Annotated in this window: 16 protein-coding genes and 1 pseudogene; 9 read left to right on the top strand and 8 right to left on the bottom strand. The window is 66.7% G+C overall.

Features of this window, described 5'->3' with window-relative positions; genetic code table 11:
• The 7 genes and pseudogenes from NA11_RS39245 to NA11_RS39275 form a co-directional block, all read left to right on the top strand.
• Positions 1-709 (top strand): annotated as a pseudogene (locus tag NA11_RS39245) (mammalian cell entry protein); the annotation flags it as partial.
• On the top strand, positions 706-1,755 hold the full coding sequence (locus NA11_RS39250; protein ID WP_069167174.1) for an MCE family protein: 1,050 nt from the start codon (positions 706-708) through the stop codon (positions 1,753-1,755). The pseudogene NA11_RS39245 and the gene NA11_RS39250, both read left to right, overlap by 4 nt.
• Positions 1,755-2,750, top strand: a complete 996-nt coding sequence (locus NA11_RS39255) for an MCE family protein (RefSeq protein WP_069167175.1) — start codon at positions 1,755-1,757, stop codon at positions 2,748-2,750. The genes NA11_RS39250 and NA11_RS39255 overlap by 1 nt, the downstream gene beginning before the upstream one ends.
• Positions 2,750-3,853: an MCE family protein gene (locus NA11_RS39260; RefSeq protein WP_069167176.1), complete on the top strand. Its 1,104-nt coding sequence runs from the start codon at positions 2,750-2,752 to the stop codon at positions 3,851-3,853. The genes NA11_RS39255 and NA11_RS39260 overlap by 1 nt, the downstream gene beginning before the upstream one ends.
• An 8-nt stretch (positions 3,854-3,861) precedes the next feature.
• On the top strand, positions 3,862-4,950 hold the full coding sequence (locus NA11_RS39265) for an MCE family protein (protein WP_069167198.1): 1,089 nt from the start codon (positions 3,862-3,864) through the stop codon (positions 4,948-4,950).
• Positions 4,947-6,125, top strand: a complete 1,179-nt coding sequence (locus tag NA11_RS39270) for an MlaD family protein (RefSeq protein ID WP_069167177.1) — start codon at positions 4,947-4,949, stop codon at positions 6,123-6,125. Before NA11_RS39265 ends, NA11_RS39270 begins: the two co-directional genes overlap by 4 nt.
• Positions 6,126-6,257: 132 nt before the next feature.
• Complete coding sequence (locus NA11_RS39275) at positions 6,258-7,130, top strand: hypothetical protein (protein WP_069167178.1); 873 nt, start codon at positions 6,258-6,260, stop codon at positions 7,128-7,130.
• An 85-nt stretch (positions 7,131-7,215) separates the two neighbouring features.
• Here the strand turns inward: NA11_RS39275 and NA11_RS39280 are convergent, their stop codons facing one another.
• From NA11_RS39280 to NA11_RS39315, 8 genes are all read right to left on the bottom strand, one after another.
• Positions 7,216-7,788, bottom strand: a complete 573-nt coding sequence (locus tag NA11_RS39280) for a ribonuclease H family protein (RefSeq protein ID WP_069167179.1) — start codon at positions 7,786-7,788, stop codon at positions 7,216-7,218.
• Positions 7,789-7,798: 10 nt separating this feature from the next.
• Complete coding sequence (locus tag NA11_RS39285) at positions 7,799-8,269, bottom strand: SRPBCC family protein (RefSeq protein WP_069167180.1); 471 nt, start codon at positions 8,267-8,269, stop codon at positions 7,799-7,801.
• A 254-nt stretch (positions 8,270-8,523) separates the two neighbouring features.
• Entirely contained in the window at positions 8,524-9,702 is a 1,179-nt protein-coding gene (gene lhgD / locus NA11_RS39290; RefSeq protein WP_069167181.1) for an L-2-hydroxyglutarate dehydrogenase, read from the bottom strand.
• Between the two features lie 58 nt (positions 9,703-9,760).
• A complete protein-coding gene (locus NA11_RS39295) occupies positions 9,761-10,447 on the bottom strand; it encodes a hypothetical protein (RefSeq protein WP_141718103.1) in 687 nt (228 codons plus the stop codon).
• Positions 10,448-10,812: 365 nt separating this feature from the next.
• Entirely contained in the window at positions 10,813-11,604 is a 792-nt protein-coding gene (locus tag NA11_RS39300) for a TIGR03084 family metal-binding protein (protein ID WP_069167183.1), read from the bottom strand.
• Positions 11,605-11,712: 108 nt separating this feature from the next.
• Positions 11,713-13,068 carry a DUF445 domain-containing protein gene (locus NA11_RS39305; protein ID WP_069167184.1) on the bottom strand — a complete coding sequence of 452 codons (1,356 nt, stop codon included), beginning with the start codon at positions 13,066-13,068 and terminating at the stop codon, positions 11,713-11,715.
• Between the two features lie 134 nt (positions 13,069-13,202).
• Positions 13,203-14,243 carry a PrsW family intramembrane metalloprotease gene (locus NA11_RS39310; protein WP_069167185.1) on the bottom strand — a complete coding sequence of 347 codons (1,041 nt, stop codon included), beginning with the start codon at positions 14,241-14,243 and terminating at the stop codon, positions 13,203-13,205.
• Positions 14,243-14,776 carry a hypothetical protein gene (locus NA11_RS39315; protein WP_069167186.1) on the bottom strand — a complete coding sequence of 178 codons (534 nt, stop codon included), beginning with the start codon at positions 14,774-14,776 and terminating at the stop codon, positions 14,243-14,245. The genes NA11_RS39310 and NA11_RS39315 overlap by 1 nt, the downstream gene beginning before the upstream one ends.
• Positions 14,777-15,000: 224 nt before the next feature.
• Between NA11_RS39315 and NA11_RS39320 the strand changes: the two genes are divergently transcribed.
• Positions 15,001-15,561, top strand: a complete 561-nt coding sequence (locus NA11_RS39320) for a dihydrofolate reductase family protein (protein ID WP_069167187.1) — start codon at positions 15,001-15,003, stop codon at positions 15,559-15,561.
• A 97-nt stretch (positions 15,562-15,658) separates the two neighbouring features.
• Positions 15,659-17,341: an ATP-binding cassette domain-containing protein gene (locus NA11_RS39325; RefSeq protein ID WP_069167188.1), complete on the top strand. Its 1,683-nt coding sequence runs from the start codon at positions 15,659-15,661 to the stop codon at positions 17,339-17,341.
• Positions 17,342-17,379 lie beyond the last annotated feature (38 nt).

Below are 17,379 nucleotides of genomic sequence, written 5' to 3' on the forward strand. Positions count from 1 at the left end.
CAATCTGTTCGCCCGCAACCCGGACGTCGGCAAGCAGGTGACCGCGGGCACGAGCGACATGTTCGGTGCGGTGGCCGCCGATCCGAACTCGGTCACCCAGACGATCATCAACCTCGGCGAGCTGACCCGTCGGATGGGCGCCACCTTCACCTGGGGCCCGCAGAAGCAGCAGGTGTGGAACGCGGGCATCACGCTCACGCCGTATGAGCCGTACACGGTGGCCGACTGCCCGCGCTACGGCGAGCTGGCCGGTCCGAGCTGCTTCACCGCGCCCGCGGTGAATCCGTTGCCGCCGTTGCCGGAGAACCTGCGGCCGCGTGCGCTGGAGTCGGCGAAGGGTTTGCCGCCGGTGGTGCCGATGCCGGGTCTGCCGGTGATCCCCGGTGTCACCACGCCGGAGGCGCGGCCTGCCGAGACCGGGATGCCCAGCGCCTCGCGGCCGTTCGCGGGCACGCCGCTCGAGGGTCTGTTCCCGCTGATCCCCGGCTTCGGTCCGCCGCCTGCGCCGGCACCCGCACCCGAGCCGGGTCCCGCGCCGGTGGCTCCTGCCTCGGCACGCACACCCACCGCGGGTGCGATCTCCTACCAGGGTGATGCCGCGATCACCGCGCTGCTCGGCCGCACGCCGACCACCGCCGAATATCTGCTGCTGAGCTCGATCTTGAAGGGTGGGACCATGCACGTGCCCGGAAACGGGGCAGGCCGATGAGTATCCGTAAACCACTGATCGGCTTCAGCATCTTCGCCATCGTGTCGATTCTCGTCACGGTGATCGTCTGGAACACCCTGGCGCGCATCGTCGACGGCGACACCAACACCTATTCGGCGACCTTCACCGACGTGCTCGGTCTGCACGAGGGCGATGACGTCCGGATGGCAGGCGTGCGCGTCGGCAAGATCGACAAGATCGAGCTGACCCGCGACGCGAAGACCAAGAAGCAGCTCGCGAAGGTGACCTTCGTCGTGCAGCGGGACCAGACGCTCTTCGACGACACCAAAGCCCTTGTCCGCTACCAGAATCTGATCGGCCAGCGGTACGTGGCACTGGCGCCGGGCAAGGCGCCGAGCCCGGCGCAGCTGAAGAACAACGCGGCGATCCCGCTGGAGCGCACCGAGCCGTCGTTCGACGTTTCGGGTCTGCTCAACGGTTTTCAGCCGCTGTTCCAGGCCTTGCAGCCCGAGCAGGTGAACCGGCTCTCGGAGACCTTCATCCAGGCATTGCAGGGTGACGGCGTCTCGCTGAGCGCGTTCATCGTGCAGGCCGCGCAGCTGGCCACCGACTTCCAGCGGCGGGACGCGATCCTGTCCGATGTGATCACCAACCTCTCCGGCGTGATGGCGGGGTTGGCCAAACGAGGTGATGAATTGGAGACCCTGGTGACCCAGACCCGGGCCCTGATCGGCGGGTTGTACGAGCAGGGCCAGTCACTGCAGACCTCGACGGTGCAGATCGCCAACGCGACCAGCTCGCTGGTGAGCATGGTCGGCGCCATTCAGCCGAAGTTGCAGACCGCACAGAACTCCACAAGCGCCGCGCTGTCACTGCTGCTCGCCAACGGCGCGAAGCTGGACCAGGCGGCCATCGACCTGCCGCACATCATCTCGGCCGCGGGTCGGCACACGTCCGAGGGCGGCTACGCCAACGCGTACCTGTGTGGCTTGGACATCTCGCTCTACGGCGTGCTGTTCCCGCGCGGGTTCATCGACAGCCTCGGCGTCATCGGCAAGTCGCACTCGGCGGTGTGCCGCCCATGATGACGAAGATGAAGGCTCGGTTCGACAACAACCGCTATTTCTGGTTAGGCATCCTCGGCGGTGTCCTCATCGTCGCGCTGCTGCTCGCGTCCTCCGCGGTCAAGCTGATCGGTGTCGGCGAGCAGACGGTCAAGGCCGAGTTCTTGCAGGCGGCCGGGATCAAGGTCGGCGACCGGGTGAGCGTCGCAGGCATCACGAGCGGCCGGGTGGACGGCGCGAAGCTCGAGGGCGACCACGTGCTGCTGACACTCAGCGTCGACAACGGTGTGAAGCTCGGCCCCGACGCACACGCCTCGATCAAGATGGCCACCCTGCTCGGCGCCAGGTACGTCGACCTGAGCCCCGGCGACGGCTCCGGCTTGAAGAGCAAGCGAATCCCGTTGTCCAACACCTCGGTTCCGTACAACCTGGCCGATGTGGTGCAGGAGGGCACGCCGAAGTTCGAGGCGCTCGACACCAAAAAGCTCTCCGAATCGCTGAACGTGATCAACCAGCAGATGGGTGATTCCCCGCAGCTGCTCGCGCAGGCGCTGGACAGTGTCGGCGCGCTGGCCAAGGTGATGGACAGCCGCAAGGGCGAGGTCGACAGCCTGCTCAAGGATCTGGACCGGGTCACCAAGATTCTCGCCGACAACCGCAACAGCGTGCTGCTGGTGATCACTCAGGGCGAGGCCATCGCCAACCGGGTGATGGAACGCCAGGGCCTGCTGCGTCAGCTGCTCGACAATGTCGCCGCGCTCACCAGGCAGCTGCAGGAGATCGGCGCGCAGAACGACAACCAACTGGGCCCGACCATTCACCAGTTGAACGTCATGTCGGAGGGCTTGCAGAAGAATAAGGACAACCTGGATCGACTGCTGTCCTTGATGCCGCCGACGGTGCGCTACCTGGCGAACTCGTGGGGTGGCAACGGCCCGTACGGCTCGGTCGGTCTGCCATGGCTCTTCCCCGACAACTGGTTGTGCCGCGCCAACGTGATCGAAGGGTGCCAGTGATGAGTACGACCCGGAAGTTCCGGACGCTGGCCAAGCTGGTCGTCGTCAGTGCCGCGGCGTTGGCCGTCGGTAGCTGCTCGCTCGTGCCGACCTCGGTCAACAACGCGCTCGGGCAGACCACGCGGATCACCGCCGACTTCGAGAACATCGCGGGCATCTACGAGGGCAACCCGGTCACGGTGCTCGGGCTCGATGTCGGGAAGGTCGAGAAGATCATCCCGAAGGGCAACCTCGTCGAGGTGCACCTGTCGATCAACAACGACGTCAAGATCCCCAAAGATGCGATGGCCGCGATCATTTCGCCGTCGATCGTCACCGACCGGCACGTCGAGTTGACGCCGGTGTACACCAAGGGCGACACGCTGGCCGACGGCGCGCACCTGCCGCTCGGCAAGACCAGGACGCCGGTCGAGCTCGACACGATGATCAAGACCATCGATCAGTTCGCCGCCGCCCTCAAGCCCGAGCCCGGCACCGAGGGCATCGGCCCGCTGTCCGGCCGGGTGCTGTACCCGATGGTGAACGGCAACGGCGAGAAGATGCGCGACACCCTCAACGCGCTGTCCGGCGCGCTGAAGGTCGGCGTCGACAACAAGGACGCGGTGTCCAGCATCATCATCAAGCTGAACGAGCTGACCACGATGCTGGCCGAAAACGACCAATCGGTGCGGGATTTCAGCAACCGGATGACCCAGCTGACCGGGCTGCTCGCCGAGCAGTCCCCCGGCCTGCAGGCGACGCTGAATCAGGTCAACGACTTCCTGGCCAATACGAGCACCACCCTCGGCCAGTATCAGGGTGAGCTGGCCAGCTCGCTGACCGGGCTGACCAACGTGACCGCCCAGCTGCGCGAAAACGCCTACGGCATCACCGAAGTCGTCGACGTGGCGCCGATGGTCTTCCAGAACGTCGACCGGATCATGAACCGCCAAGGCGGCTACGTCCGGTTGGTCGGTGTCCTCGGCACCTTCCTCTCCGGTGAGATCGTGAGCCTGTTCTGCGAGCGACTCCAGATGAAGGCCGACGGCTGCCGCACCGGAAACGTCCAGGATTTCGGCCCTGACTACGGACTTACCGCCGCACTGCTCGGACTGACGAAATGACGTACCGCATGACGATGAAGGCTCGACGCGCGCTGATCGCGCTGGCCGCCGTGGCCGGGGTTGGTCTCACCTCGGGGTGCGGGCTCACGGTCGAGAAGATGCCGCTGCCCAAGCCTGGCCTGTCCGGCGAGTCCTACACCCTGCACGCGGTGTTCGAGAACGCGTTGAACCTGCCGGACCAGGCGAAGGTGAAGATCGGCGGCTCGGATGTCGGGGTGGTCTCCAACATCAAGACCAAGAACTTCCAGGCGATCGTCGACCTGACCATCAGCAAGGACATCGAGTTGCCCAAGGGCAGCACCGCCGAGCTGCGCCAAGCCACGCCGCTCGGTGACGTGTTCGTCGCGGTGTCCAAGCCGAAGACCACACCAGGCACCGAGATGCTGCGCGGGGGTGACACTCTCGGGTTGGATGTGACCTCGGCGGGTGCGACCGTCGAACAGTTGCTGATCTCGCTGTCCATGCTGTTCAACGGCGGTGGCGTCGCCGCGCTCGGCAAGCTGACCGCGGAGATGGACTCCATCGTCGGTGGCCGTGGGCCGCAGCTTTCCCACCTGATCACCGAAATGACCGGTGTGATCGGCAGTTTGAACAACAACTCGGCCAGGGTCGACAGCGTGCTGAGCGAGTTCAGTGAGCTGGCCACCACCATCGAGCAGCGGCGCGGCGAGCTCGGTCAGGTCGCGGACACGCTGCCGCAGATGATCGGGGCGATCGCCGAGAACAACAGGGCCATCGGCGATCTGCTGACCAAGGTGTCGACGACGAGCGCCGCGCTCGGCGACTACGCCGACACGTCTAGCGAGCAGCTGGCCAGTCTGTTGGACAACACCCACCAGCTGATGGCCGCGCTGGCCAAGACCGGGGACAACCTCGGCAGCACGCTCGACGGCCTGAAGGAAATTCGCCCCAAAGTGGATGCGACCTTCCGCGGCAATAGCTTCTCCGTATTTGCCACGCTGACCAACCTCGACATCAGCGCGTTGAGCGACCCGGAGCACGGCAGGCTGCAGAACGTGCGGGACCTGTCGGACTTCGTCGGCTCGATGATCCAGGTGCTGCAGGTCGTGCAGAGCCGAGTGGGTGGACACCGATGACCTTCTTCTCGAAGTTGATGCAGCACAAGCTGGTGCTCTCGAGCATCGGCCTGGTGCTGGTGTTCCTGATCGGCGCGACCTACCTGATGGTGAGCATCATGCGGGTCAACCCGTTGCGCTCCAATTACACCGTCACGGTGAACCTGGACCGCTCGGGCGGGTTGCAGCCGGGCAACGACGTCACCCTGCGCGGCTATCGGGTCGGGAAGGTGACCTCGATCAAGCTGACCGACCGCGGTCAGGCGATCGCCGCGGCGGCCGAGATCGAGACCAAGTACAAGATCCCGGTCGACACTGCGATCTCGGTGCAGGCGCTGTCCGGCGCCGGTGAGCAGTACATCGACTTCCGTCCGTCCGGCGATCAGGGTCCGTTCCTGCGCGACGGCGCGGTCATCGCCTACGACGCGGCCAAGATCAAGACGCCGACCCCGGTCTGGTCGGTGCTGGACAACTCCAGCGCGCTCATCGCGCAGGTCGATCCGGACAAGTTCGGCGTGATCCTGCGTGAGCTCGACACCGCGCTGAGCGGTGGCCCAGATCAGTTGCGCGGCATGGTGAACGGCATCAGCCTGGCCATGGCCGGCCTGGACAGCCTGCTGCCGCAGACGACGAACCTGATCGCCAACCTGCGCACCATCACCAACACCACCTCGAACGCGCAGCCCGACCTCGCCACCCTGACCCGCAACTCCGGCACGTTGTTCGAACAGTTCAACAACGCGAACACCGAGCTGCAGAGCGTGCTCGAGCGCGGGCCCGGCTACCTGAGCAGCCTCGGCGCGGTGCTGGACAAGACCACCGATCCGATCACCAGCCTGGCCGCCAACTTCGCGGCGATGACGAAGGCGGCGCAGCTGCGCCTGCCCGCGTTGCGTGCGCTGTTCCCGTCGCTCGCGCTCGGCGCCGACGCGCTGGCCGTGCCTGCGCACGACGGCGAGTTCCACGCGATGATCGACATCTGGCCGCGTCCGTTCTGCACCTACAACAGCACGCGAATCCGCAACGAGATCGTCCAGGACGGCACGATCCCGAAGTGGAACTACTGCGAGAACCCGCCGCCGGGCCAGGAGATTCGTGGCGCCGCCAACGCGCCGCGACCCGATGTGCCGAACAACGGCGCGCACATGCCGCCGGGTGTGGATCCGAACGAACGGACCCTGCCCCCGGTGCGGTGAGTTGTACCCGGTCCCGCGGAGAATGCGTGGGGCCGGGCATACTCGCCGGGACAACGCGTACGGTTCGCCCGAGATGCGGGCCCGTCAGTCGATCGGTGCGCCCGCGCGCCGGGAAAGTGCAGGTTTGTATCGATGTCCACCGATGACGCCGACACCAACAAAGACGCCGAGACCGCTGCGGACACCTCGGTGACCGAGGGCGACGCGGCCGAGAAGTCCGACGCCGCACCGTCGGCGAAGCCGGAACCCGCCTCAGCACCGTCGAAGGCGGACGAGGGCGAGACCGCGAAGGCGGACAAGGTGAAGACCGACAAGGTCGATAAGACCGACAAGGTCGACACCGCGAAGGCGACGAAACCGGCCAAGAGCGTGGACCGTCCGGAGAAGTCGGGCCGCTCCGCCTCGCTGCCGTTGATCGCCGCCTTCACCGCTGGCGTGCTCGCGGTTGCCGCGATCACCGCGGTGGTCGTGTTCTTCCTGCAGGGTAAGGACCGCGGCGACAAGCTCGACGCGATCAAGTCCTCGACCGAGGCTGCCTGCACGTTCGGCAAGGACGTGTCGATCTACGACTACTCCAAGAACCTCGACGACTACTTCACCAAGGTGAAGGCAGGCGCGAGCGGCGAATTCCTCAAGGAGTTCGGCGACGCGACCAGCGCGCTCAAGGACGCGATGGTGCAGGCACAGGTGAAGTCGTGGGCCGACGATGTGCAGTGCGGCTATCAGTCCGGTGACAAGACCGAGGCGAACGTGCTCGTCACGCTCACCCAGTACCGGACCAACTTCACCCAGACCAACCCGGAGCGGCAGTTCGTCGTGCTGATCGCGAAGATGACGAAGTCCGGCGACAAGTGGTTGGTCGAGAAGCTGGATTCGCCGCTGCTCAAGGGCGCAGGCACCGGATTGCCCGGCACGCCGAACGCTCCTGCCCCGAACGCACCCGCCCCGAACGGCCAGCCTGCGCCTGCCCCGAGCGGCCAGCCCTCGCCGCAGCCGGGCAACTAGTTCGATAGCTCCGAGCGCCTCCGGCGGTGGGCCGAGCCACCACCGCCGGAGGTCATTCGGGCAGCAGATACTGCCGCTGACGAGATCAGAACAGCGTTAAAGCCTGTGGCGCCGACGGCGCGGCCGCCTTCCCCGCGGCCTTGTCCACTGGCGCTTCCGGCGCCGTCGGCGGTTCTTCCACAGTCACCGCGGGGATTTCCGCGGTGTTCGCCTCGGCGACGGCGGCCGAGACGGCCGCCTTCCGAGCCGCTTCACCGGCAAGCGCGTCGGCCTGCTCGTTGAAGTAGTTGCCGACATGTCCACGGACCCAACGGAACCGGACCGGGCCGGGTCTGCTGGCGATCGCCTTGTCGATCTGCCGGATGAGTTCGACATTCTTCACGGCGCCACCGCTGGAGGTGCGCCAGCCGTTGAGCCGCCAACTGGAGATCCACTCCGACGCGCATTTGATCGCGTAGAGCGAATCACTTTCGATCAGCAGGGGTTCGGAGCCGGCATGGGCGAGGATCGCCTCCAGCACCGCGCGTAGCTCCGCGACCTGATTGGTGCCGGACGCGGCACCACCGCTGCGCGAGGAGCCCTGATGATTGACCCAAGCCCAGCCGATTGCGCCGCCGGGGTTGCGGAGGCAGGATCCGTCGGTGCTCACGATGATCATGGCTGGCACCCTACGCAATCCGACCGACAAGATCGGTACCGTGGAATTCTTCTATCTCCCTTCGCAATTGGGACTCGGTGCGGCGGAGCGCCGATTTCACGGCGGCCTCGACCAGACCGGCACAGAGTCGCCCCGCCAAGCCGCGTGGGGGGCTGTACTCCGCCTCGGACGTCAGCACCGACCGCCCGTAACCGAGCGGATCGAAGCGCAGCGTGAGGGTCCCGGACAAACGCCCACGCAGCGTATACCCGATGACCACGTTGCGACGATATTCGGTGACCTCGCATGTCATCGTCGAGCGCCAGAACCCAAGTCGCGCAGTGAGGGTGAACATCGCGCCGAGTCCCTGGTCGAGCTCGCCGTCGGGCTCGAAGCCTGCTACCGCGAACATCCAATCGGGGACGAACAGGTGGTTGTCGGTGTAGGCGAACGCAACTTCGACCGGTGCTCCGACGTCACTCGCATACTTGATGTGGCCCATGGGCCCTCCCTGCCTGAATCGGCGGCACTCGTGCGCCCTTCGTGGGTACGCGAGCTGTCTCCTTCGGGCTCTGTGCTCGCGGCGCTGGGTTCCACGACGCGTTAAAAGTACTACAGCTCTCCTCTTTATTGGGAGAGTTGCGCGGAATTTGGTGTGGCGGTCTTCCACATGGGCTACCGGCCGGTTGCTTGGGTAACTGGCGCAGGTCAGCCAGCAAATCCGACCGATGGGTTTGGTATCTGTCCGGCGCCCGATCAGAGTTGATCGACGATGTGTTCGGCGATCGGCATCGCGGAGGTGGCCGCGGGCGAGGGTGCGTTGAGCACGTGGACGGACCGCGGCGTGCGTTCGATCATGAAGTCGTGCACCAGAGTTCCGTCGCGCAGCACCGCCTGCGCACGGATGCCCGCCTCGCGCGGTCGCAGATCGCCGAGCGTCAGCTCGGGACAGTACCGACGGCATTCGGCCAGATACCCGCGCTTGAACAGGGAATTGCGCAGCTCACGCAGGCCGGTGCGGACATTGGCCACGGCCACCCGGTGCACACCGGGATAGCCGAGCACCTCGCGGGCGTCCCGCGCATGCACGCTGCCCTTCCGATAACCCTCCCGCGCCAACCCGAGCACCGCGTTCGGGCCGACGGTCAGCGCACCGTCGATGGTCGGGCTCAGATGCACGCCGAGAAACGGCAGCGCGGGATCCGGGATGGGATAGATCAGCGTGCGGACCAGCCCGGCCCGCTCCCGCGGCAGTTGGTAGTACTCGCCGCGAAACGGCACGATCCGGAAATCGGTGCGCAACCCCGCCATTCGCGCCAGCCGATCGGCCTGCAAGCCGGCGCACACCACCAGCGTGCGAGCCGTCCACGACCCGGCGGGCCCGGCCGCGGTCACCGAGGTGTCACTCTCGCTGAGCGAGGTGATCTCCGCGTCGAGCACGAATTCACCTCCCGCGGCGCGGATCTCGTCGGCCAGCGCGGCGGTGATCCTGGTGTAGTCGACAATTCCGGTGTCCGGCACGAACAGTGCCCCGAGACCCGTCACCCTCGGCTCGCGCCGGACCAGCTCGCCCGCGTCGATCAGCTCGACCTTCACCCCGTTGCTGACCGACCGTTCATGCAGCGCGAGCATGCGCGCGTGCTCGGCCGCGTTCGTCGCGACGAGCAGCTTGCCGCACTCCGCGAACGGAACAGCGTGCGCCGCAGCGAATTCCTTGGTCCAGCGGGCCCCGCGCCTGCACAGCCGCGCCTTCAGGCTGTCCGGCGGATAGTAGATCCCGGAATGAATAACGCCGCTGTTGTGCCCGGTCTGGTGGGTTGCCAACGACGCCGACTTCTCCACCAGCGCCAGCCGCGCGCCGGGATGGCGCCGCAGGATCTCATGTGCCGTCGCCACCCCGACAATGCCGCCACCGATCACGCAGAAGTCGTACACAGGAACCGACAGTAGTTCCTCGCGGACGGTTACCCCTATGGCAACCAGCGGTTTTCGGTCAGACTTCGAGCGCGGGCGCGGTCTCGACCTGGTTGCTGGGCGCGGGTTGCTCGGCTCCGGTGGTTTCGGGAGCGGCGTGTGTGCCCACCTTCGGCGCCGGGTTACGCGGCACGCGCAGGGTGCGTTCGTTGTGCGCGGAATCGGTCAGGACGAGCACGACTTCGCCGGTGCGCGTGTCGAGTTCGGTGCGCAACCGGGTGACGCCGGTCTGGTCGCCCTGGACCGGATCGGACGGTAGCCCCGCCGCAAGCACGGTGAAGACATTGGTGCCGAGGGTGAGCGTCACGGTGTGGTTCTGCCCGTTGGCGACCTGCGCGTCGACATAGGTGTTGCCGAACAGCACCTTTCCGCCGATGGCGGTCGGTGCCGCGGCGCCCGCCTGCGTGCTGTGCCCTGAATCGGCATGCGCCCCGCCGGCCTCCGCACCCGGGCGATGGAGCGTGAACAGCACCGGCAGTTCGAAACTGCCCGCGGTCAGCATGGTGTCCTCGGCGCGCACCGAATCGGGGCCAGAATTCCCGGCGGGTGGTGCCGCGGGTGCGGCGACGTTCCCACCTGCCCGATCGGCATCGGCGATCTGGTGCACGACGTAGGAGCCTGCGATGACGGTCAGGGTGAGGCTGGCGGCGCCGGCGAACACGACTGCGGCGTGCCTGGCGATGTGGGCAGACCGATGTGTTCTCACGATGCGTTCCTCTCCCTGCGCCTCAGCTCCCATGGCTTGTGCAGGCCCGCATCGTTGAAAGCCATACGTTAGTCCAGGTTACGGTGCGGGCGACGGGAGCGCCGCTTCCGGGGACCAGAATCACAACTGCGCCCGAATCCGTGGGGCAATTTATGTTTCTGACAGCTCACGCCGGGGTAAACAATTCTCTAGCTGGCGAGCGTCATCCTCGACTGCCACATCGAGAGACCCGGCCAATGGCGTCCGGCCGACACGAACGGCGCACCCAAGTGTGGCGCTTGCCCGCTCCCGAATCTTCGGACGCTATCGGGTATCGACGACGGTCGGATGCACATCCGGCCGTCGTTGGTGTGTGGCGTTGGGTGTCAGGCGAACTGGCCCGCGGCCCGGCCCGCGCCGGTAGGTCCCGCGAATGCCTGGGCGAGGGTGAGCCAGGTCTCCGCGTCCGGGCCGACCGCGTCGACGGTCAGGTCATCGCGATGACGGCGCTGAGTCACCAGCAGGCAGAAGTCGAGCGCCGGCCCGGTCACCCGTTGCTCGGCGTCCTCGGGACCCCAGGACCAGATCGCGCCGTCCGGTGCGGTGAGCTCGACCCGGAATTCGTTGTCCGGCGGGGTCTTTCCGTGCACCGAGTAGGCGAAGTTCCTGGTCCGCACGCCGAGATGGGCCACCGTACGCAGCCGGGCGGTCGGGGTCCTCGTCACGCCGAGCGTGTCGGCAACGTCCTGCCCGTGCGCCCAGGTCTCCATGATGCGCGCCGAGATCATCGATGCCGCGCTCATCGGCGGGCCGAACCAGGGCAGCTTGGTCCCGGCGGGCACGGCACGCAGCGCGTCGGTGAGCGCCTTGCCGCCACGATGCCACCGGTCGAGCAGCTCCGCGGGCGCCGCAGTCGATGCCTGCTCGGCGGCCTCGTCGACGAAGGTCAGTGCGCGCGGCGCGGCCTCGGCGACCATCCGCCCGAAGTCGTCCGCATCGGTGGCGGCCAGCGTCGCGACCTCGTCGGTCCAGGCCAGGTGGCCGATCTGATGGGCGATGGTCCAGCCGGGTGCGGGCGTTGGGCCTGCCCACTCGGCGGCGGGCAGCGGGGCGACGAGTCGTTCGAGGTCGGCGCACTCGTCGGCGAAATCGCCGAGCAGCGCTTCGAGGTCAGCCATCAGTTCCCTGTCCTAAGTGCGGCGGTTTCGCGGATTCAGCATCGCAGCGGCCGGAGAAAAATGCAAGCACGCGTGCTTGTATTTCTGGCAGGGGTCGAGAGTGGCCACTCACCAGCCGAAAATGAGCAGATGCGCGGCGCCGACGACCAGCCCGAGCACCGCACCGTGCAGATAGAGCAGCCACGCGTCCTGCTCGACCGAGGCATAGAACATCTCCATGAACTCCCCCGGCGTCAGCTGCCGCAGCTTGCGCGCCGCGAACTCGTCGATGGTCTTGGCCTGCGCCATGGTGAACTCCTCGTCCTCGACCAGGCTCGGCGCCAGCCCCACCGCGGCGCCCGCCGCACCGACCTTGAGGTTGTCGAACTGGCGGCGCCCGAGGGCCGCGCGCACGAACGAGGTGGTCGGGCCGAGCTGGCGGTGGATCTCGTCGGAGATGAGCCGTTCCAGCAGCTGATGGGTCTTGTCGCCATTGGGCCCGTCCAGCAGTTCCTTGGACAGATTCGGCAGCGTCAGCACCTGATGCGCCAGGATGTGCGCGAGGTCGGTGGCCGCCTGCGGTTGCCGCTTGGCCAGCAGCGCCTGCTGCCACAGGTACTTGTACCAAGGCTCCGGATCACCGGGCTCGAACACCATCTTGACCGCGATGACGTTGACCAGCACGCCGATCGCCGCGGAGGCGAGCAGCACGATGACCCACCCCGGCACCCAGCCGAACACCGGAATCTGGTGGTGCACATGCATATACAGCGCGAGCAGCAGGCCGAACGGCGCGCCGAGCAGCCCGATCCTGACCATGAAGCGCAGCTCGGGCGCCGCGATCGTGGTGGTCAGATCCTTCAGGATGTCGGGGTTGTCCTGCAGGTACCGGATGACGAAGCTCTTGATGTCGATCAGCTGGTCGACGTTGTCGCCGAGCGATTCGAACGCGCGTCGCGACAGCGCGGGCATCTCCCGATCGATCCGCTGATAGATCACCTGCTTGGCGGCGCGCGGGACGGTGCGCCAGATCTCCGGGTTCTCCCGGTACATCAGCTCGTCGACCAGGGGCTGCACCTGCTTGCGGGCCAGGACCGCGAGGTAGTCGGCGATGCCGTCGAGGTCGAGTTCGTGGATGAAATCCCGCGGGCTGCCGATCCGCATCAGCGCCTTGTCGACGCAGATGCTGGCCATTTTCTCGGCCCGCGCCGGAATGAAACCTTGGAAGCCGAGTTGGTGTCCGTCGCCGGAGAAGGTCGGCAGCACCTGCACCCTGCGCGGAAAATACGGGTAGAGCAGGTGTAGTCCCGGAATCCGGATGCCCCGAAATCGCACCGGCCAGAACAGCATCAGCACACCGGTCCAGTTCGTCAGCCAGCCTGCCAGCGCGGCGAAGATCGGGAACGTCACCAGGTCGACCACGAACTTCGACTGACCTGTCATTTCCTCCCAGTCGATGAACACGCCTGCGGCGAGTGAATTCATCGGTGGGGTCCCCCTAGGCTGAACCGACGGAACCGCCGGTATGAGATATCTGGTCCACAGATTGTCATTGCGCCGGATCGAGTGTCAACGCGGCCTGGAACACGACCATGGACCTGCCGGATGATCACCGAACGTCACGGCGGATAGCGGATACCCGAGCGGGCGCCGGCCTCCTGCACCCAGTCGAGCAGTACCCGCTGTCGTCGCAGTTGATCACGCCGATTGCGCGGACCGTCCAGCCGTTCCGCCGCGCGGGCCCGCCGTCTGCTCCGGAGCGAGATCAACGTGCTCAGCTCGCCTGCCGGTGCGATACCGCGCGCCACCGCCCAGGCGACCACGGCGCGGAACCAGTGCCGTTCGGTCTGCACCACCCACCCGTAGACCACAACGAAGATCAGGACGTACAGCAGCGTGCGCGCGAGGATCGAGCCGACCGGGACGCTCGCCGGGCTCGGCGCGTCCCAGCCGAAATGCAGTGCGGCGCCGAGCAAATAGAACACAGCGAACACTTGGGCTCGACGCTTGCGCGACCAGTCCGCGCGAGTCGTCGCCAGCACGATGCCGATCCCTGCGAGCGCGGTCAGCAGCCAGTGCGAGGTGATGCCGGTCAGCAGTCGCAGGATACCGACGAGGATCGCGTTCGACGAATCATCCTGTGCGGACAGCAATCCGGCGTTGGCTTCGTAGGTGATGTCCTCGACGACCTGGAAACCGAGGCCGGTGCAGCCGCCGAGCAGCAGGCCGTGCATCGGTCGCTGCAGCAGCGGTTTGGCGAGCCAGGCGACCGCGAAGACGCCGATGCCCTTCACCGCTTCCTCCACGATCGCCGCGGAGATCGGCGCCTGCCAGTCGCGCGCGAACGCGTCGCCTGCCAGGTTCTGGATGACCCGCATGTTGTGATCGTTGGCGTACATGGCAATTCCGGGTCCGGCCAGTGCGCCCCACAGGAATCCCATGACCAGTGGGCCCCGAATCGTTGCTCGCGCGCGGAGCCGATCCAACTGACCGAGCAGTCCACCGAAGACAACGAAGGTCGCGAGGGTGAAGGGCAGCCCCGCCAGCATGTCGCGCCAGGTCAGCGCAGCGACCGGGGCGATCTGAAAGACCAGTGCCGCCAGCCCGAGCGTGGTGACGAGGCAATACACCCAGAACAGCGGCGATGTCGGCCGGATCATCACCGCACCCGCAGCGAGTCGAGGATCGGCATGAGTTCGGGCAGCGTCGCGTCGTCGCCCGCGAGCACCAGCGTCACCGCCAAGTTGTCGTTGCCGACGATGGCGCATACCCCGGCCTGCTCGGCGCCACGGCAGGTCGGTCCGCCGAATCCGTTCGGCGTCTTGATCTCACCGCCGTCGAAGTAGGCGTCGAAGCCTTGCACGCCAAGCACTTTCAGCCGCCACGCGGCGGCGCCGGGAAAGTCCGTTACGCCGTCGAGCACGCTCACCACCAGCCGGGAACCATCCGGTGCGCTGAGCACCGCGGTGCTGTCGTCTCCCGTCGGACGGCGTTGCCAGCCCGCGACGCCGGCGAAACTGACGGTGTCCGGCGCGACGCCCGGCGCGGTCAACACGATCTCGGTGCCCGGCGCGACCGGCGTCTCCCTGGTCGGCACGAGCGCGGCCAGCGCCGACGGGACCGCGATCAGCGCACCGACCACGACAAGGACTAGGACGGCCGGCTTCCATTCGGTGCGGCTCGGCATGCTCATGCCCGTGCTCCCTCGGCGTGCTCACTCGTTGGCGCTCCTCTACCGAGAAACTGCCACCGACCAGCGGTGCAGCCGAGTCCACGATAAAGGAGACCGCACGGTTCCCGACGGAACACGGCCGCTGCGCAAAAGACCGTAAACAATCCGTAAACCGGGTCGAGCAGAGTGAACTCACACCAAGAACGGCGGCTGAGAATCAACCGCCCCCTCGAAAGGAACACCTCATGCGCAAGCTCCTGCTCCAGGTCCAGACCACCGTCGACGGCTACATGGGCGGCCCGGCGGGTGAAATGGACTGGATGTCGTTCAACTGGTCCCCGGACGTCGGCAACTACATCACCGCGATGACCGCCGACGTGGACACGATCGTCCTCGGCCGCAAGCTCGCCGAAGGATTCATCCCGGTCTGGGAGTCGCGCCCTGAGCACGAAGACGACAAGACGATCGACTGGATGATCAACACCCCGAAGGTCGTCATCTCCAAGAGCCTCACCGAATCCCCATGGGCGAACGCCACCGTCGCCAACGGCGACATTGCCGAAACGATCAAGAATCTCAAGGCCGAGCCCGGTGGTGACCTCATCGCCTACGGCGGCAGCACCCTGGTCACCTCGCTGATCGCGGCGAACCTCATCGACGAACTCCACCTGTTCGTCAATCCCGTCGCCATCGGCGCAGGCATTCCCGTTTTCGCCGCAGGCGCCTACACGCCACTGCGCCAGGTGGCCGCGACTCCTTTCGAATGTGGCATCACCGCACTGCATTTCGCGCCGAAAGAATCCTGAGCCTGCGGTGCCGGTTGCCTGCCCGCACCGGCAGGGCAGGCCACACGGCCACGAAACCGAGTTGCAGCGGCGGTATCGCTGCTGTTGTCTGGGAACAATGGCGCACATAGATGTCACCGATGTCGACTACTTCCTCCCCGACGGGCGTCAGCTGCTCAACGGGGTGAGCTTTCGCATCGGTGACGGGGTCAAGGCCGCGCTCGTCGGGCCGAACGGCACCGGCAAAACCACCCTGGTCCGGATCATCGCCGGTGATGCCGCCGCCGACGAGGGCGCGGTGACGCGGTCGGGGTCGCTGGGGGTGATGCGGCAGTTCATCGGTCAGGTGCGCGACGAATCGACGGTCCGGGATCTGCTGCTCTCCGTCGCCCCGCCCGCCATCCAGCAGGCCGCCGCCGCGCTCGACGCCGCCGAGAACGCGCTCATCGAGCAGGACGAGGAGCGCACCCAGCTGGTGTACGCGCAGGCCCTTTCGGACTGGGGCGATATCGGCGGGTACGAGATCGAGTCGTTCTGGGACACCGTGACCACTGCGGCCCTTGGCATTTCGTTCGACCGGGCGAAGTGGCGGGCGGTGCACACGATGAGCGGCGGCGAACAGAAGCGGCTCGTGCTCGAGGCCTTGTTCGCCGGGCCCGACGAGCTGCTGCTGCTCGACGAGCCGGACAACTACCTGGACGTGCCGGGAAAGCAGTGGCTGGAACGCACCATCAGCGCCTCGCCGAAGTCGGTGCTGTTCGTCAGCCACGATCGGGAACTGATCGCCAACGCGGCCGGGCGTATCGTCACCCTCGAACCTGGCGCGAGTGGCGCGATGTCCTGGGTGCACGGCGGCGGTTTCGCGACCTATCACCAGGCGCGCGACGATCGGAACGCGCGGCTGGAAGAACTGCGCAAACGGTGGGACGAAGAGCGGGTCAAACTGCGCGCGCTGGTCTTGCGGCTGCGGGAGAAGGCGAAGTTCAACGACGGCGTCGCGGCCCGCTATCAGGCGGCCCAAACCAGGCTGGCTAAGTTCGAAGAGGCAGGCCCGCCGGAAGCAGTTCCGTTGCGGCAGAACGTGTCCGTGCGCCTGCACGGTGGACGCACCGGCAAGCGCGCCCTGGTCTGCACCGACCTCGAACTCACCGGATTGATGCGGCCCTTCACCGCCGAGATCTGGTACGGCGACCGGCTCGCGGTCCTCGGCTCCAACGGCTCGGGCAAGTCGCACTTCCTGCGCCTGCTCGCGGCAGGCGGCACCGACCCCGACACCGGACACCGCCCCATCCAGGCGCTCGACCTCACCCCCGTGCCGCACACCGGCACCGCGACCCTCGGCGCCCGTGTCCGGCCCGGCTATTTCGCCCAAACCCATTCGCGCCCAGACCTTTCCGGCAACACCCTGCTGGAAATCCTGCACCTGGGCAACGAACATCGCGACGGGATGGGCCGGGAGGCGGCGAGCCGCGTCCTCGACCGTTACGGCTTGGCCCGCGCCGCCGAGCAGCGCTACGACGACCTCTCCGGCGGCCAACAGGCCCGCCTGCAGATCCTGCTACTCGAGCTCTCCGGCGTCACCATGCTCCTGCTCGACGAACCCACCGACAACCTCGACCTGCGCTCCGCCGACGCACTGGAACAGGCACTTGCCGAATTCGCGGGCACCGTCATCGCGGTCACCCACGACCGCTGGTTCGCGAAAGCCTTCGACCGCTTCCTCGTTTTCGGCTCCGACGGGAATGTCTACGAGAGCGAGACGCCGGTATGGACCGAAGCTCGAGTGGAACGTGCCCGTTAGTCGCAATCCCATCAAAATCTTTCACTCGCGGGGCGTAG

This window comes from Nocardia altamirensis NBRC 108246 (genome assembly GCF_001612685.1).
Classification (GTDB): domain Bacteria; phylum Actinomycetota; class Actinomycetes; order Mycobacteriales; family Mycobacteriaceae; genus Nocardia; species Nocardia altamirensis.

Bases quoted from the DNA above. Each gene is read 5' to 3' on its own strand.
- NA11_RS39270 (WP_069167177.1), top strand. From the start codon at position 4,947: ATGACCTTCTTCTCGAAGTTGATGCAGCACAAGCTGGTGCTCTCGAGC.
- NA11_RS39280 (WP_069167179.1), bottom strand. From the start codon at position 7,788: ATGATCATCGTGAGCACCGACGGATCCTGCCTCCGCAACCCCGGCGGC.
- NA11_RS39305 (WP_069167184.1), bottom strand. From the start codon at position 13,068: ATGAATTCACTCGCCGCAGGCGTGTTCATCGACTGGGAGGAAATGACA.
- NA11_RS39325 (WP_069167188.1), top strand. From the start codon at position 15,659: ATGGCGCACATAGATGTCACCGATGTCGACTACTTCCTCCCCGACGGG.
- NA11_RS39260 (WP_069167176.1), top strand. From the start codon at position 2,750: ATGAGTACGACCCGGAAGTTCCGGACGCTGGCCAAGCTGGTCGTCGTC.
- NA11_RS39250 (WP_069167174.1), top strand. From the start codon at position 706: ATGAGTATCCGTAAACCACTGATCGGCTTCAGCATCTTCGCCATCGTG.
- NA11_RS39310 (WP_069167185.1), bottom strand. From the start codon at position 14,243: ATGATCCGGCCGACATCGCCGCTGTTCTGGGTGTATTGCCTCGTCACC.
- NA11_RS39255 (WP_069167175.1), top strand. From the start codon at position 1,755: ATGACGAAGATGAAGGCTCGGTTCGACAACAACCGCTATTTCTGGTTA.
- NA11_RS39285 (WP_069167180.1), bottom strand. From the start codon at position 8,269: ATGGGCCACATCAAGTATGCGAGTGACGTCGGAGCACCGGTCGAAGTT.
- NA11_RS39315 (WP_069167186.1), bottom strand. From the start codon at position 14,776: ATGAGCATGCCGAGCCGCACCGAATGGAAGCCGGCCGTCCTAGTCCTT.
- NA11_RS39300 (WP_069167183.1), bottom strand. From the start codon at position 11,604: ATGGCTGACCTCGAAGCGCTGCTCGGCGATTTCGCCGACGAGTGCGCC.
- NA11_RS39320 (WP_069167187.1), top strand. From the start codon at position 15,001: ATGCGCAAGCTCCTGCTCCAGGTCCAGACCACCGTCGACGGCTACATG.
- NA11_RS39275 (WP_069167178.1), top strand. From the start codon at position 6,258: ATGTCCACCGATGACGCCGACACCAACAAAGACGCCGAGACCGCTGCG.
- NA11_RS39265 (WP_069167198.1), top strand. From the start codon at position 3,862: ATGACGATGAAGGCTCGACGCGCGCTGATCGCGCTGGCCGCCGTGGCC.